Source organism: Nocardioides sp. LMS-CY, assembly GCF_018732145.1.
Lineage (GTDB): Bacteria > Actinomycetota > Actinomycetes > Propionibacteriales > Nocardioidaceae > Nocardioides > Nocardioides soli.
In genome coordinates this window covers 168,580-182,652 of the sequence record NZ_CP076104.1, presented here as the reverse complement: position 1 = coordinate 182,652, position 14,073 = coordinate 168,580, and the positions used below count along the sequence as shown (strand labels likewise).

The window sequence follows — 14,073 nt, the reverse complement described above, 5'->3', positions numbered from 1 at the left end:
TGTGGAGAACCGCCCTCAGTGGAATAGAAACCATAGAATGAACTCAGTTCGTTTAATCCGCTACCCGGGAGGACAAGACATGTCACACGAGATCGAGACCCACGGCACGGAGGCCGCAGCCGTCTTCGCCCGCAAGGACGCCTGGCACCGCCTGGGCACCACCGTCCGCGACCGCGCGTTCACCGCCGAGGAAGCCATGAGGCTCGGCCACCTGGGCGGCTGGGACGTCCGCAAGTTGCCGCTCACCACCGCCGAGGTCAGCGAGGGCGGCGTCACCCCGATCGAGGTCCCCGGCTTCGCCACGGTGCGCACCAACCCGTTCACCGGAGCGCCCGAGGCGCTCGGCGTCGTCGGCGGCGGCTACACCCCGCTGCAGAACGAGGACCACGCCGAGTTCCTGAACCTGCTGGCCGACGAGTCGGGCGCGATATTCGACACCGCCGGGTCACTGCGCGGCGGGCGGCAGGTGTTCATCACCATGCAGCTGCCGAACTCGCTCACGGTCGGCGGCACCGACCGCGTCGACCTCAACATCGCCGCGCTCAACAGCCACGACGGCACGAGCGCGTTCCGCATCCTCGTCACCCCGGTCCGCGTCGTCTGCGCGAACACCCAGAGCGCGGCCCTGCGCAACCACGAGTCGTCGTTCTCGATCCGGCACACCCGCAACGCCAAGGCCGCCGTGCAGGCCGCCCGCGACGCGCTCGGGCTGACCTTCACCTACGTCGACGCGTTCCAGGTCGAGGCCGAGCGGCTGATCCAGCAGACCATGACCGACGCCGCGTTCGACGCCCTGATCGACGCCACGTTCGGCAAGGCCGAGGCGAACGCCACCAAGCGAGTCCGCGAGACCGAGCGCCGCCGCCGCTCCCGACTGCACTGGCTGTTCGCCGACGCCGACACCCAGGCCGGCATCCGCGACACCGCGTGGGCCGGCTACCAGGCCGTGGCTGAGTACGTCGACCACTACGCCCCGGTCCGCACCAAGGGCGACGAGCACACCGCCCGCGCCACGCGCGTGCTCACAAGCGACGACCCCGACCGGATCAAGCGCCGCGCCTGGACCGCGCTCGCCCCGGCCTGACCGTCCCGCCAGTTCCTCCGGTGGCGGGCTGAGCCCGAGTCCGGCCCGCCACCGGCCAACCGAAGGAGGAGCCATGACCGACACGACCACCACCCACGCCAGCGCCGCACCGACGACGCCCGACAGCACGCCGGTGGAGTGGCACACCGTGGACGCCGACGACCGCTGGCCGGGTCGCTGGACCGCGCACACCGCCAGCGTCCACGCCCACGGGCGCACGTACCTGATCCGGATCACGCCCGGTGACCACGCGACCTACCTCGCACCGGGGTTCTACGCCGACATCGACGGCGGCTACGGGCAGCACTGGGCGATCAACACCCGCACGCTCGACGAGGCCAAGCGCCGCGCAGTCGAGGACGTCCTGCGATGAGCCAGCCGACCGCCACGCCCGCCGACGTTGAGGCCAGCGCCGCCAAGGACCGGCACACCCTCAGCGAGACGGCCTGCGACCTGATCGTCATCGAGCACCGGCTGCGCGACGTACGCCGCTGGACCCCCGAGACCGCCCGCGCCCACCTGGACGCGGCCCTGTCCAGCGTCGCCACGGCGCTGGACGCCCTGCACGCCGAGCACACCCACCGCACCACCGAACAGGAGCAGTCATGACCAACGACGCAGCTTCAACCACGACGGTGATCAGCGAGCGCGACCAGCGCCGCATCCGAGCCGCCATGTCCGCGATGCCCTACGCCGCCACCGAGCGGGTGCCCAAGCCGTGGGTCGCCATGGGCGATGCCGTCGACGCCGATGCCGTCGTGGCCTTCCTCCACGGGCTCGCGGAAGTCCTGGGCGAGGTCGCCGCCGAGAGCGACAAGCACCGGCGCCGACTGTTCTCCCTCGAGGCCGACGTGGAGGCGTTCCGCCGCCTCATCGGCACCGCGCCCGCCGAGGTGACCCCATGAGCGCGCACATCGAGTGGCTGACCGCTCGGGAGACCAGCGTCCAGGTGTTCACCCCCGGCGAGGACTGGGTGGGTGCCGGTGAGCATCGTCAGCCGGTCCTCACCCTCGCCGGTGACGACGTGGTGGCGATTCAGGGCACGCCCGCCGAGTTGCGGGCGCTGGCCGCCCGGATCACCGCCGTGGCGACCGCTGCATCCGGGCGGCTCGACCTCGCCGCTCGGGAGGACCAGCCCGCATGAGCGACGACGCAGCCCTGCGCGCTCTGGAGGCACGCGCCACCCCCGGCCCCTGGACTCCGGACGGTGACAAGATCCGCGCCACCGCCGCCGACGCCCTGCTGCCCGACACCATCGTGGTGGCCTACTACACCGGGCACGACCACCGGCTTGGCCTCAAGACCACCGGCCATGCCGCCGACGTCGAGTTCATCGCCGCCGCCCGTGACGCGCTCCCCGACCGCCTCGACCGACTCGACCGCATCCGCGATCTTCACGCCAAGTGGGGCGAGCAGTCGCCCGAGGATGCTGACGGCTACCTCGACCTGTGGGAGACGCTCGGTCGCCTCCTCGACGGCGAGCCCGCCTGACCGCCCAGCCAGAAAGCCGCCCGTAACGCTGTCCGCTGCGGGCGGCCTTCTGCGTCGGCCCAACCTCACCAGAGCGTCAGTTGCTCGCCCAGCAGCTCCTGGAGCCGCGCGAGGTCGTCGGCCACCAGCTGCGGGTCCTCACGCGCGAGGTCGCGCAGTTCCCGCGCCCGCCGTCGCGGCCCGCGCGGATCGGCCAGCGGGCTGTACGGCAGCCGCCGTTGCACCGACCACTCCCGGCGGTTCTGCGCCGCGCTCGACACCACGACGTGATCCGGTGCGATCCGCTGACACAGCGGGTTGTGACACCGATGCCCGAGCAGCCGCGCCTCCGCGAGCGCGTCCACCCCGTTCATCACCGCGAACGCGAACCGGTGCGCGATGATCACCCGCCCCGGCGCGTACCAGAACCGGCCATGCCCGCCGCCGTCCGTGCGCTCACGATCGGACCGCCCGGCAACCGCTCCGGTCCACCACAGGCACTCGCTCCCCGGCACCGTGGCGACCTTCGCCCGGTACCGCGCGAGCACGGCCGGATCGGTGATCGCTGCCGCGACCACCGCGAGGCCGGCGTCATCCAGCCGCCGAACCGGCACCCGCTCCCCCACTCCCAGCGGTCACCAGCGCCGCACCGTCGCCGCCCTGGTCGCCGTCGTCGCCTGCCTGCGACTCACTGGCGAGCCGCCGCAGCCGCGTCGCCTCGCGCACGGTGATCGTCTCGCCGCACCACTCGACGGCCTCGCCCAGGGACAGGCCCTCGCGCTCGGTCAACTCGCGCAGCGCCTCACCGGCTCGCTTCTCGGTCTCGGCCACCGCCGCGTCGCGCTCACCGATCGCGACCATGACCCGCTCGGCCAGGTCGATCACCCGACGCTCCCGCTCCTCGCGCTCGCGCCGCCGCCTCTCGGCCATCTCCCGCGCCGTACGCCGTGCCTGCTGCTTGATCGTCTGCTGACTCATCCGGTCCTCACTCGTGTCGACATGGACTCTGACAGTCACCTACGACATTTCCCCGACCCCGAGCGATCACCGAACTGCAGAAACCTTCAAATCCGCTCCCTCGACCCATCCAGCCCACCCGATCCGAACCCGACGCCCCAGCCGTCACCCACGCCCCTCAGCGTCCCCCTAGATTTCCGCGACCGACCAAAGTGCCACACACCTCTTGCATTCTCGGTCAGCCGAATAGAAAGAACACACCAGAAATCCGGCCGGAAGTGATCGCACCGCCCGTCCGCGCGCATGTAGGTGACCGTGACGATGAGCCTCCACAAGCTGACGGCCGGGTCGGGGTACGACTACCTGACCCGTCAGGTCGCAGCACTGGACGCCACCGACAAGGGCCACACCGGGCTGGCGAGCTACTACACCGAGAAGGGCGAGACCCCCGGCGTGTGGGTCGGCTCGGGCATGGAGGGCCTGGAGGGCCTCGATGCCGGCGACGTCGTCACCTCCGATCACATGCAGAGCCTGTTCGGCTCCGGTCACCACCCGCTGGCCACCCAGCGGACCAAGGATCTGGACCTGCGCATCGGCCGCCCCATCGAAGGTGGCGGCGTCGATCGGCCGACCGAGGCCGACTACAAGACCGCCCGCCAGCTCGGCACGCCGTACAAGGTCTACGAGAACGACATCAGCCCGTTCCGGATCGAGGTCGCCAAGCGCATCGCCGCCCTCAACGACGCCGCTGGCCTGCCGGGCGACTGGCCGGTCCCGGCCGCCGATCGGGCCAAGGTCCGCACCGAGGTCGCGGCCGAGTTCTTCCGTGCCGAGCACGGCCGCGAACCGGCCGACGCCCGCGAGCTGGCCGCCACGATCGCCAAGCACTCCCGCCCCAAGACCAACGCGGTGGCCGGCTACGACCTGACCTTCTCGCCGGTCAAGAGCGTCTCGGTGCTGTGGGCGATCGCCGACCCGAAGACCGCCGCGGTGATCGAGCGGGCCCACCAGGCGGCGATCAAGGACGCCCTGGACTTCATCGAGTCCAAGGCGCTGTTCACCCGCCGCGGCACCAACGGCGTGCGCCAGGTCGACGTCCGCGGCCTGGTCGCCACGGCGTTCACCCACCGCGACTCCCGCGCCGGCGACCCCGACCTGCATACGCACGTCGCGGTGGCCAACAAGGTTCAGACTCTCGACGGCAAGTGGCTGGCCATCGACGGCCGGCCGCTGCACAAGGCGGTTGTCTCGGCCTCGGAGACCTACAACACCGCGCTCGAGCGGCACCTGGTCGACGCCCTCGGCGTGCGTTTCGAGGAGCGCCCGAACGAGGACGCCCGCAAGCGGCCGGTGCGCGAGATCGTCGGCGTCGATCCCGACCTGAACCGCCGGTTCTGCAAGCGCCGCGCCAGCGTCGAGGACCGCCGCAAGGTCCTCGCGGCCGCCTTCCAGGCCACGCACGGGCGGCCGCCGACGCCGGTGGAGACCATCCAGCTGTCCCAGCAGGCGACGCTGGAGACCCGCGAGGCCAAGCACGAGCCGCGCTCGCTGGCCGAGCAGCGCGAGACCTGGAACCGCGAGGCCGTCGAGGTCCTCGGCACCCCTCAGCGGGTCAAGCAGATGGTTCACGGCGCTCTCAACCCGAAGGGCGCGGCCCGGTCCCTGGCCGACTCGGCGTGGTTCGCCAAGACCACCGACCGGATCGTGTCGACGATGGAGGGCGGCCGCAGCACCTGGCAGTACTGGCACGTCTACGCCGAGGCACAGCGGCAGGTCAGGGGCGCCAACGTGCCCACCAACCAGGTCTCCCAGGTGGTCGACCTGCTGGTCAGCGAGGTCCTCGACGGACGCTCGGTGAGCATGGCCCGCCCGTGGGACACGATCAGCGAGCCGGCCGAGCTGCGCCGCGCCGACGGCGCCTCGGTCTACACCCAGAGCGGCGCCGAGCTGTTCACCTCGAGCAAGGTGCTGGGCGCCGAGGAGCGCCTGGTCGCGGCCGCCGGCCGCCACGACGGCTACGCCGTCTCGACCGACTCGGTCGACCTGGCGCTGCTCGAGTCGACCGCCAACGGCATCACCCTCAACGCCGGTCAGGCCACCTTGGTCCGAGAGATGGCCACCTCCGGGGCACGGCTCCAGCTGGCGATCGCACCCGCCGGATCGGGCAAGACCACCGCGATGCGGGCGCTGGCGAGCGCGTGGGCTGACGGCGGCGGCACGATCATCGGGCTGGCGCCCTCGGCCGCGGCCGCGGACGCGCTGCGCTCGCAGATCGACACCCAGACCGACACCCTGGCCAAGCTCACGCACTCGCTGCAGGAGGCCCGCGAGTCCGGCGCCGCGATGCCCGCGTGGGTGGCCGGCATCAACTCCTCCACCCTGGTGGTCATCGACGAGGCCGGGATGGCCGACACCCTCTCGCTGGACGCCGCGGTGTCCTACATCCTCGAGCGTGGCGGCAGCGTGCGCCTGATCGGTGACGACCAGCAGCTCTCCGCGATCGGCGCCGGCGGTGTGCTGCGCGACATCCGCGCCACCCACGGGGCGCTGCAGCTGACCGAGCTCGTCCGGTTCAAGGACCCCGCCGAGGGCGCCGCCTCGCTCGCGCTGCGCGGGGGCAAGGCCGAGGCTCTCGGCTTCTACCTCGACCGCGACCGGGTCCACGTCGGCGACCTGGCGTCGATGACCGAGGAGGTCTTCGCCGCTTGGCAGGCCGACCGCGCGACCGGTCTGGACTCGATCATGCTCGCCCCGACTCGCGACCTGGTCAGCGAGCTGAACCAGCAGGCACGCGCCCACCGGCTCGACGGGATCGACCCGGCCGACCTCGCCAGCCTCGGACCGGTGCGCCGGCTGGGCGACCGCAACGAGGCCTCGATCGGCGAGCTGATCATCACCCGCGAGAACGACCGCGCGCTGCGCACCTCAGCCACCGACTGGGTGAAGAACGGCGACCGCTGGCACGTGCTGGAGATCCACGACGGTGGCGACCTGACCGTCCAGCACACCCAGCACGGCCGCACCGTACGGCTGCCCGCCGACTACGTCGCCCGCTCCACCGAGCTCGGCTACGCGTGCACCGTGCACACCGCCCAGGGCGTCACCGCCGACACCATGCACGGCCTGGCCACCGGCACCGAGTCGCGTCAGCAGCTCTACACGATGATGACCCGCGGCGCGCGCGCCAACCACGTCTACCTCGAGGTCGTGGGCGACGGGGACCCGCACTCGGTGATCCACCCGACGCTCGTCCGGCCGCTCACCCCCACCGACATCCTCGAGTCGATGCTGGCCCGCGACGACGCCCAGCGGTCCGCGACCAGCCTGATCCGCGAGCAGGCCGACCCGGCGACCCGGCTCGGCGAGGCCGCCCAGCGCTACCTCGACTGCCTCTACGTCGCCGCCGAGGACCTGCTGCGCCACGAGACCATCACCGCGGCCGACGGGACGACGCTCAACGTGGTCGACGCGCTCGACAGCGCCGTCGAGACGCTCGTCCCGGGGCTCTCGGAGGAGGCGGCCTGGCCGACCCTGCGCGCCCACCTGCTGCTGCTCGGCGCGGCCGGGGAGAATCCCGTCGACGCGCTCCGGGCCGCCGCCGGCGATCGCGAGCTGGAGACCGCGCACGACCGTGCCGCGGTCCTGGACTGGCGCCTGGACGCCTCCGGCCTGCGCAACGCCGGCGCCGGCCCGTTGCCCTGGTTGCCCGCGGTTCCGGCCCGCCTGGCCGAGGACCCGCACTGGGGTGCCTACCTCGCCCAGCGTGCTCACCTGGTCACCGAGCTCGCTGACCAGGTGAGTACCCGCGCGACCGACCAGGCCGACAAGGGCGCGCTGCCGGTGTGGGCCCAGAACGGCATCCGCCCCGAGACCGCCACCATCGCCGACGTCGAGGTCTGGCGAGCCGCAATGCAGGTCCCCGGCGACGACCGGCGACCGACCGGGGCGCCGCAGCTGCAGAAGATCTCCGCGAGCTGGCAGCGCCGGCTCAACAAGTCCGTCACCGGAGACCACACCCCGGCGCTCAAGGAATGGCGCCAGCTGCTCTACTCGCTGGCCCCGCAGGTCCGCGACGACGAGTTCACCCCGCTCCTGGCCGAGCGTCTCGCCGCGATGTCGCGCGCCGGCGTCACCGCCCACGAGCTGCTGCGCACCGCCACCGCCCCCGACCACCCGGCCGGTCCGCTGCCCGACGAGCACGCCGCAGCGGCCGTGTGGTGGCGCATGGCCCGTCAGCTGACCCCGGCCGTCGCCGCCCAGATCGGCGACGGTTCCCACGGCGAGAGCGTCACCACTGAGTGGACTCCACGACTCGTGAAGCTGTTCGGTCCCGAGCGCGCCGCGAGCATCCAGGCCAGCACCTGGTGGCCGGCGCTGGTCTCGAACGTCGACCACGGCGTTCAGCGCGGCTGGCAGGTCGACGCGCTGCTGGGTGCCGGGCGGGCGATGCCGAGCGACGGCTGGGACGGCGTCGACGAGTGCCAGGCGCTGGTGTGGCGGACCTCGATCGCGCTCGAGACCGTTCCCGACGAGCACGGGCACGTGGTCCACTTCGACGAGCCGCCGGCCGACCTGTGGGAGGGAGTGGAGCCGGATCCGGCCACGGTCGTCGACCACGCGACCGATCACGATTGGGCCGACTGGCCGCTCGCCGAGGACCCCGGCCCGTACGACGAGCACCTGGTCGACGAGGCCGACGAGCACGTGGTCGACGTCGTCGCCGGCGGCCCGGTCGGCGCGAGCGATCCGGTCGACGAGGACCAGTACGTCGAGCCCGACCTCGCCCTGTCGGCCTACATCCGCGACCTGGGCGGCACTCGTCTGGAGCCCACGGACGCCGACCTGCGGCTCATGTATCAGCGTGCCGAGGAGTGGCAGTCCTCCCCCGTCTCGCGTGAGCGCATCGTGGAGATCAACGACATGGCGCAGGCGTTCTTCGAGGCCCGTTTCGCCGACTCGTGGGGTCGCGACTACCTCACCGGCCGGTTCGGTGTCGACCTCGCCGGCGACGAGCGGTTCCGGCCCGGGCAGGCTCCGGCGGGGTGGACCAACCTGGTCGATCACCTGCGCGGCCGCGGTGTCAGCGACACCGAGATGCTCGCCACCGGGGTGGCGACCGAGGCCAGCACCGGCCGCCTCATCGATCGGTTCCGCGATCGGGTGATGTTCCCCGTGATCCACCAGGGCGAGGTGCTCGGCTTCGTCGGCCGACGGCGCCCCGACCTCACCGATGCTGACAAGGGCGGGCCGAAGTACCTCAACACCGCCGACACCCCGCTGTTCCACAAGGGCGCTCAGCTGTTCGGCGTCGTCGACGAGCTGCTTGCCGAGGGCGCCGTGCCGGTGATCGTCGAGGGCCCGATGGACGCCGTCGCCGTCACCATCGCCAGTGCCGGTCTCTACGTCGGCGTGGCGCCGCTGGGCACGTCGCTGACCGATGAGCAGGCCGCCCAGCTGGCTGCCGTCGGGCGCGACCCGATCGTGGCCACCGACGCCGACCTGGCTGGCCAGGTCGCGGCCGAGCGGGACTTCTGGATGCTCACCCCGCACGGCCTCGACCCCGGTTTCGCCCGGTTCCCTGACGGCCTCGACCCGGCCGACCTGCTCGCCCAGCGCGGCCCCGCCGCGCTCACCGCCGCGGTGGCCAGCGGCCAGCCGGCCTTCCGGTCGCTGGGTGACCAGCTGCTCACCGAGCGGCTCGACAATCTCGCCCCCGAGCAGGCGCGCGTGGCGGCCATGAGGATCCTGTCGGCGCGGCCCAGCCGCGCTTGGGAGCCGGGCGTGAACCAGGTGAGGGCTCGGCTGCAGCTCTCCCAGATGCAGGCCCGCCGGGACCTGCGCGACGCGGTCAAGAGCTGGGATGCTGACCCGCGGAAGGCGGCGCTGGCCGAGCTGCACAAGAGCAGCGAGGTCCGCGCACGGCTCGTGGCCGCGGCCGAGCAGACCCCGGCCGAGCGCTGGGCGCCGCTGGCTCGCGAGCTCGACCCGCGCCTGCTCGAGCAGGGCGACTGGGCCGCTACCGCGGCGATGCTGCAGCAGGCCCACGAGCAGGGTCACGACGTCGGCGCCGCCACGCGCGGCCTGGTCGCTGAGAAGCCGCTGGGCGACAGCCCCGCTCGCGACCTGCGCTACCGGGTCATGTCCCGTCTCGAGCTCCCGATCGACGACACCGGCGCAGGCAGCCCGGCGTCGACCACGTCGCAGGGTGCGGCCCGCGACCGGCAGGACGTCAACCGTCCGCGGACGCCGCGCCCCGGCACTCCGCGCCGCTGACCACCGGCCTGTTCCGGGCCGGTCGCTCGAGGCTGGTGCAGAGCGGACCGGCCAGCGATCATGGTCGCCATGGACCCAGCGACCGCACGAGCGCTCGACGACCGAGCGCAGCTGATCGGTGATCGACTGGGCTTGCGACTCCGGTTCCGGGTCGCTCCGGACGGCCTCTTCGCCGGCCTGACGGCCGGTAGCAGCTCGAGCTCGGCAGAGGTGCCGGTGGCCAACTTCGTCGGCTTTGGCACCGCGGCAGCGCACGCAGCTCACTGGGATCTCGATCGCCTCGAGGACGGGAGGTACGTCATCCACGAGGCTCCCGCCGGCGCCGTTTGGTCCGCTTCCTCTCCGCCGCCGAGTTGATCGCCAAGGCCGCGGGCCGCGGGCCGCGTTGAGGACTCCCCGGGGCGCTTAGTCGGCTCGCTCGTCGACCAGGTGCCGACGCATCGCTGCGAGCCGCGCCCGGGGGTCCGGGTGGGTCGCGAACCAGCGGCGCTCGAGCTGCGCCCACCCGCGTGCGAGACCGCCGGCCGGGAGGGGCTTCGCGACGTAGGTCTCGTAGAACCGCATCAGCTCGGCGGCCGCCTCGAGGTCGCGGGTCAGGGCTACGGCGAACCGGTCGGCGGCGATCTCCTCTCGCCGGTCGAACGCGACTTGGAGAGCGAGGAAGGCCACCGCGGCGCTCATCGTGGCGAGCAGCGCTGGTCCGGCCAGGTGGGCGCGGCCACCAGGGCCGCGACCGTGAGTCCTGCGCCGGTCAACACGAGCGCCAGGTAGCCGACGAGCCAGCCATAGCGCGCCGCGGCCGAGGAGCGCTCACGTCGGATGACGTGCGCGAGCTCGTGCGCGGCGAGGCTCTGCACCGCGGCGGGGCTCAGGCCGGTGAGGGCGGCCTGCGCGAACACCACCGTGGGCCGCCCGGCCCGGAAGCGGGTCACCGCGAGACCACCATCGCCCACGGGCCGGGCGTCGTCTCCGGTGGGCGCACCGAGGTAGGCGATTGCCGCGACGAGAAGGAGCGCTGAGGTCACGGGATCGGCCACGTTCTACGCCGGGGTGTTGGCGGTGAGGAGAGCGCTCAGAATCGCTCCCTGACAACCGGACGGGCCGCGAATGCCTGAAAGGGGTGATTCGGCGTCGCCCAGCGGCGTTCTGAGCCCGATCCGAGCCCGTCGCGCGCCCTTCATCGCGATGGAGCTGGAGCACGGTCCACGTCCGCGGCCGGCGACGTCGACGGGATCGCGCGGTCCTCCGCCGCGCGGCCGCGGGAGGCTGTCGCAGGCTCCTCGAGGTCCTCGCTCGCCTCGACGAGCTGTCGCTGCCCCTCGGTGCTCGGCACGCCGTAGCGGCGCTCAGCCATCGCCTCGACCTGCGCCACGGCGTTCCACACGTGCTCCCCGGATGAGTGGGCATAGCAGGCGTTGACGTGCTCACGCGCGTGGCCGAGCTCCTTCTTGCTCGAGCGCGGGTGCTCGCCGAGCGCCTTGAGTGCGCGCTGGGCTCGCTGGATGGCCTCGGAGCGCTCCTTCATCTGCATCATTCGCGCGGTCCTTTCTCGGTGCGGGTACGCGGCTGCGGGCCGTCGAGCTCGTCATCCTGGAGCTCGCCGGTGTCGAGGTCGACGAGGCCGAGCCGCGGCGGCCCGGCCGGCGCCGACGGCTGCTCGTAGCCCCGCCTGTTGACCGGCAGAGCGTCGACGTCGTGGGCGAAGGCGTTCTCTCGCCGCTGGCGGCTGGCTTCGGCCAGGTGCTCGTTGTGTCGCGGCTTGGCCGGCCACGTCTTGTGCTCGTCGTCGCAGTGGGCCCGCAGCCGGTCGCGCATGCGGTCGGTGAACGCCGGCAGGCAGTAGCGGTGCCACTCCTCGAGGGCGTCGCTGGTCATCGCCAGTCCCGCTCGCCGGCGCTGGTCGGCCAGGACGGCGATCTCGTGAACCAGGTGCGGGTGCAGGGGCCAGCAGCTGGGGATGAGCCCGGAGACGTCCCAGGTGTACTCGCGGTTCAGCCAGATCACGACGTCCTCGAGCCACTCCCACAGGTCGTGCCGAAGATCGGGGTCCAGACAGGAGGCCGGCTCCCACGGCCGCGGCAACAGCGCGTGGTTGCCGAGGGCCTTCTTCTCTTCCTCGGTGCCGTTGATGGCGATGTGCAGCTCCCGGTAGGCGAGCCGCACGTGGTCGCCGGGCATGGGGAACGGGAAGACCATCAACGCGGGCGCCGCCCGGCGGGTCTGCTGCTCGGTGGTCACAGGTCGTCACTCCTTGCGTGGTCCTCGTCGACGAAGCCGAGACGGCGTGCCTCGACGAGTGCCGCGGTGGCGCGGGCCTCGGGGGTGATGACCATCCGCCGGTCGTTGGTGAGGCGCTCGCGCAGCGCCCGCTGGTCGGCCAGGAGGCGTTCGCCGGCCTTGCCCTCCACGCAGCGGTGCAGCTTGGCGATGATCGGCTTGCCGTTCTCGGCGATCACCAGGGCTTGGCGCTCAGGCAGCTGGCGGACCTCCTCGGGCCGCATAATCGCGATGTCGTCGCCTTCGTAGCCGCCGCCACCACCGCGGTGCGTGCGCCGGCCGATCCGGACCTGGCCGAGGAGGTCGGAGATCTCCTGGTTGAAGGCGACGTCCTTGGACCCGCCGAACATGACCAGGGTGTTGGTGAGGCCGAGCAGCGCCCGGGCCTCGTGCTCGCCGAAGATGCTGGTCAGCTGGGGCCGGGTCTGGGCGGCCCAGATGAACGACAGCCCCAGTGCGCGCTCGTTGGCCATCCGGGTCCGCAGCGTCGGCAGCGGCGCGGTCGAGGGGAGCTCGTCGAGCACCGAGACCAGCGGCGGGCACAGCCGGCCTCCCCATTGGGAGTTGTTGGCCAGCACCAGGCCGGTGTCCAGCACGTGCTCGGCCGCCGCCGTCATCAGCGGGCTGGCCGACGCGTAGGGGTCCTCTCGGCCGAGGAGGTAGATGGTGCCGCGTCGGCGGATCACGTCGGCCAGGTCGGTGGCGGGGTGGCCGGGGCTGGGGATGCAGCGGCGACGGATGTCGGCCTGGAAAAACAGCGACACTGCCTGCTGCACCGTGGTGACGGTGTTGCCGGCGGTGCGGTCGTCGCCGTTGAGCGCACCGTGCAGCAGGCCGTGCCAGAACGGTTCGGCGTGCGGGTGTCGGCGCAGGATTTCCATCGGCTGCGTGGCCGCGGTCGGGTTCGCGACCCACTGCAGCACGTCCTCGAGCGTCTTCCCGGTCAGCGCGGCGGCGTGGAAGTAGCCCTGCAGGACCTTCGCGGACTCCGCGGCGTAGAACCGCGCCGCATCGTCGCCGGTGCCCCCGGTGATCGCGCCCTTGACGGTGCCTGCGGTGAACGCCTTGGCGCGACGCTCGGCCACCTTGGGGTCGACACAGCCAGCGATCGGGTCCCAGATCAGCTCGTCGACGACGCCCTCGGCCAGCCCGAACGGGTCGAGCACCACGCACGGCCGGTCGCCGCGGGAGCGTTCGGTCAGGCTGAGCAGCAGGTCCTCGACCTTCGTCAGCGTCACCAGGGCGGCGCCGGGGGCGCCGAGGAGCGCCGGGGTAAGCAGGTCGAGGGTCTTGCCGGAGCCTTGCGGGCCGATCACGCCGGCAGTTCGGTCCCACGGCACCCAGAGCTCGCCGCCTCTCGGCTCGTGCGCGTCACCGATCCGCCACCCGACGTCCCACGGATCAAACCTGAGCTTCATCGCTCCTCCTTCGTTCGTCGGCCGTCTAGGAGCCAGGGGCTGAGCCCGTGGCCGAGCTGCGGGCCGGGTTGCTCGGTGTGGTCTCCGGGAGTGCGCTGCACCGGCGCGGCCGCGGCGGCGGCGTGCTTACCGTAGATATCGGGGCGGACGATGCCGGCGACCTTGCGCAGGCGAGTGACTCCCAGGAGCTTCTCGGCTTCGGCTGCGGTCGCCATGCCGCGCATCCGGCCGGGCCCCCAACGCTGGTAGGCCCAAACGCCGGCCCAGATGGTCGCGGCCAGCAGCGAGAACTCGGTCAGCGCGAGACTGGCCCACACCAGGCCGCGGCCGGCGAGATCGCCGGGGACCGGGGTGGGCAGTCCCGCCCCGGCGTTGCCGCTGAGGACGCCCGGCAGGCTGGTCCAGAACGCGGTCCCGATCGGTGAGGGGAAGGCGCCGGCGTTGGCGTCGGGCCAGGTCCACCCGGCGCCGGCCAGCAGGTTGGCCGCCGAACGGCCGAGCTGGATGCCGATGACGATGACGAACAAGGTCGCCACCGTCACTGCTAGCGGGACCTCCCAGGTCCAGGGGTAGGGGTCTCGTCGTCGGTCGCGT

Annotated in this window: 15 protein-coding genes; 7 read left to right on the top strand and 8 right to left on the bottom strand. The window is 72.4% G+C overall.

Annotated elements, in window-relative coordinates:
• Window positions 1-79 precede the first annotated feature (79 nt).
• The 6 genes from KM427_RS00875 to KM427_RS00850 all read left to right on the top strand — a co-directional run bounded on the left by KM427_RS00875 (window position 80) and on the right by KM427_RS00850 (window position 2,575).
• On the top strand, window positions 80-1,084 hold the full coding sequence (locus KM427_RS00875) for a DUF932 domain-containing protein (protein WP_215525922.1): 1,005 nt from the start codon (window positions 80-82) through the stop codon (window positions 1,082-1,084).
• Window positions 1,085-1,157: 73 nt separating this feature from the next.
• Window positions 1,158-1,457: a hypothetical protein gene (locus KM427_RS00870; RefSeq protein ID WP_215525921.1), complete on the top strand. Its 300-nt coding sequence runs from the start codon at window positions 1,158-1,160 to the stop codon at window positions 1,455-1,457.
• Window positions 1,454-1,693 (top strand): hypothetical protein, encoded by a 240-nt coding sequence (locus KM427_RS00865; protein ID WP_109691838.1) that lies wholly within the window; start codon window positions 1,454-1,456, stop codon window positions 1,691-1,693. The genes KM427_RS00870 and KM427_RS00865 overlap by 4 nt, the downstream gene beginning before the upstream one ends.
• The gene (locus KM427_RS00860; RefSeq protein ID WP_215525920.1) at window positions 1,690-1,989 is read left to right on the top strand and encodes a hypothetical protein; all 300 of its coding nucleotides are present in this window, start codon (window positions 1,690-1,692) and stop codon (window positions 1,987-1,989) included. Before KM427_RS00865 ends, KM427_RS00860 begins: the two co-directional genes overlap by 4 nt.
• Complete coding sequence (locus KM427_RS00855; RefSeq protein WP_215525919.1) at window positions 1,986-2,228, top strand: hypothetical protein; 243 nt, start codon at window positions 1,986-1,988, stop codon at window positions 2,226-2,228. The genes KM427_RS00860 and KM427_RS00855 overlap by 4 nt, the downstream gene beginning before the upstream one ends.
• Window positions 2,225-2,575, top strand: a complete 351-nt coding sequence (locus tag KM427_RS00850; RefSeq protein ID WP_215525918.1) for a hypothetical protein — start codon at window positions 2,225-2,227, stop codon at window positions 2,573-2,575. The genes KM427_RS00855 and KM427_RS00850 overlap by 4 nt, the downstream gene beginning before the upstream one ends.
• A 65-nt stretch (window positions 2,576-2,640) precedes the next feature.
• On the opposite strand, the gene KM427_RS00845 is transcribed toward KM427_RS00850, so the two are convergent.
• On the bottom strand, window positions 2,641-3,180 hold the full coding sequence (locus KM427_RS00845) for a hypothetical protein (protein ID WP_252274917.1): 540 nt from the start codon (window positions 3,178-3,180) through the stop codon (window positions 2,641-2,643).
• Window positions 3,146-3,532, bottom strand: a complete 387-nt coding sequence (locus KM427_RS00840) for a hypothetical protein (RefSeq protein ID WP_252274915.1) — start codon at window positions 3,530-3,532, stop codon at window positions 3,146-3,148. The genes KM427_RS00845 and KM427_RS00840 overlap by 35 nt, the downstream gene beginning before the upstream one ends.
• Window positions 3,533-3,832: 300 nt before the next feature.
• On the opposite strand from KM427_RS00840, the gene mobF reads away from it, so the two are divergent.
• Entirely contained in the window at window positions 3,833-9,784 is a 5,952-nt protein-coding gene (gene mobF, locus KM427_RS00835) for a MobF family relaxase (protein WP_215525916.1), read from the top strand.
• Window positions 9,785-10,189: 405 nt separating this feature from the next.
• Here mobF and KM427_RS00830 read toward each other — a convergent pair whose 3' ends face one another.
• From KM427_RS00830 to KM427_RS00805, 6 genes are all read right to left on the bottom strand, one after another.
• Entirely contained in the window at window positions 10,190-10,465 is a 276-nt protein-coding gene (locus KM427_RS00830) for a M48 family metalloprotease (RefSeq protein ID WP_353846979.1), read from the bottom strand.
• Complete coding sequence (locus KM427_RS00825) at window positions 10,462-10,809, bottom strand: M48 family metalloprotease (RefSeq protein WP_215525914.1); 348 nt, start codon at window positions 10,807-10,809, stop codon at window positions 10,462-10,464. The genes KM427_RS00830 and KM427_RS00825 overlap by 4 nt, the downstream gene beginning before the upstream one ends.
• A gap of 152 nt (window positions 10,810-10,961) precedes the next feature.
• On the bottom strand, window positions 10,962-11,318 hold the full coding sequence (locus tag KM427_RS00820; RefSeq protein ID WP_215525913.1) for a hypothetical protein: 357 nt from the start codon (window positions 11,316-11,318) through the stop codon (window positions 10,962-10,964).
• Window positions 11,315-12,022 carry a hypothetical protein gene (locus KM427_RS00815; RefSeq protein WP_215525912.1) on the bottom strand — a complete coding sequence of 236 codons (708 nt, stop codon included), beginning with the start codon at window positions 12,020-12,022 and terminating at the stop codon, window positions 11,315-11,317. The genes KM427_RS00820 and KM427_RS00815 overlap by 4 nt, the downstream gene beginning before the upstream one ends.
• Window positions 12,019-13,479 (bottom strand): type IV secretory system conjugative DNA transfer family protein, encoded by a 1,461-nt coding sequence (locus tag KM427_RS00810; protein WP_215525911.1) that lies wholly within the window; start codon window positions 13,477-13,479, stop codon window positions 12,019-12,021. Before KM427_RS00810 ends, KM427_RS00815 begins: the two co-directional genes overlap by 4 nt.
• Window positions 13,476-14,015: a hypothetical protein gene (locus tag KM427_RS00805; protein ID WP_215525910.1), complete on the bottom strand. Its 540-nt coding sequence runs from the start codon at window positions 14,013-14,015 to the stop codon at window positions 13,476-13,478. The genes KM427_RS00810 and KM427_RS00805 overlap by 4 nt, the downstream gene beginning before the upstream one ends.
• Window positions 14,016-14,073: the final 58 nt, after the last annotated feature.

Excerpts from the sequence above, each read along its gene's own strand:
- KM427_RS00855 (WP_215525919.1), top strand. The coding sequence starts at position 1,986 with ATGAGCGCGCACATCGAGTGGCTGACCGCTCGGGAGACCAGCGTCCAG.
- KM427_RS00875 (WP_215525922.1), top strand. The coding sequence starts at position 80 with ATGTCACACGAGATCGAGACCCACGGCACGGAGGCCGCAGCCGTCTTC.
- KM427_RS00830 (WP_353846979.1), bottom strand. The coding sequence starts at position 10,465 with ATGAGCGCCGCGGTGGCCTTCCTCGCTCTCCAAGTCGCGTTCGACCGG.
- KM427_RS00850 (WP_215525918.1), top strand. The coding sequence starts at position 2,225 with ATGAGCGACGACGCAGCCCTGCGCGCTCTGGAGGCACGCGCCACCCCC.
- KM427_RS00865 (WP_109691838.1), top strand. The coding sequence starts at position 1,454 with ATGAGCCAGCCGACCGCCACGCCCGCCGACGTTGAGGCCAGCGCCGCC.
- KM427_RS00840 (WP_252274915.1), bottom strand. The coding sequence starts at position 3,532 with ATGAGTCAGCAGACGATCAAGCAGCAGGCACGGCGTACGGCGCGGGAG.
- KM427_RS00810 (WP_215525911.1), bottom strand. The coding sequence starts at position 13,479 with ATGAAGCTCAGGTTTGATCCGTGGGACGTCGGGTGGCGGATCGGTGAC.
- KM427_RS00860 (WP_215525920.1), top strand. The coding sequence starts at position 1,690 with ATGACCAACGACGCAGCTTCAACCACGACGGTGATCAGCGAGCGCGAC.
- KM427_RS00820 (WP_215525913.1), bottom strand. The coding sequence starts at position 11,318 with ATGATGCAGATGAAGGAGCGCTCCGAGGCCATCCAGCGAGCCCAGCGC.
- mobF (WP_215525916.1), top strand. The coding sequence starts at position 3,833 with ATGAGCCTCCACAAGCTGACGGCCGGGTCGGGGTACGACTACCTGACC.
- KM427_RS00870 (WP_215525921.1), top strand. The coding sequence starts at position 1,158 with ATGACCGACACGACCACCACCCACGCCAGCGCCGCACCGACGACGCCC.